The sequence below is a fragment of the Adlercreutzia sp. DFI.6.23 genome, assembly GCF_024462535.1.
Lineage (GTDB): Bacteria > Actinomycetota > Coriobacteriia > Coriobacteriales > Eggerthellaceae > Adlercreutzia > Adlercreutzia rubneri.
The window spans coordinates 1-312 of the sequence record NZ_JANGBP010000380.1 but is presented as its reverse complement, the minus strand read 5'-3'; the positions used below and the strand labels follow the sequence as shown (position 1 = coordinate 312).

Sequence of the window (312 nt, the reverse complement as noted above, 5' to 3'; positions counted from 1 at the left end):
AGGCCCTGCGCCGCGGGTTGGAGCAGGCGAGCGACCTGAACATCACCCAGTACCGCATTTTAACTAAGCTGATGCAGGCCTCGGCGCCTGTAAGCCAGGGGGAGCTCGGAAAGATTCTAGGCATGAAGCCCAATGTGGTGACACAGGCCGTCGACGCCCTCGTCGCCCATGGGTACGCGACCCGCGAGGCTTGCACGACCGATGGCCGCACGCGGTTCCTCGCCGTCACCGACGACTGCGCCGAGCACGTCGCTGCCGTCAACCAGTCCCTGGTAGAGAGCTTGTACGCCACCTTCCCAACCCAAGATCCCA

At 64.1% G+C, this 312-nt stretch carries 1 protein-coding gene; it reads left to right on the top strand.

Going from position 1 to position 312, the window contains the following annotated elements; translation table 11 throughout:
- Nucleotides 1-71 precede the first annotated feature (71 nt).
- Nucleotides 72-312: MarR family winged helix-turn-helix transcriptional regulator (locus tag NE591_RS13800; RefSeq protein ID WP_256156926.1), on the top strand; the 241-nt coding region annotated here is incomplete at its 3' end.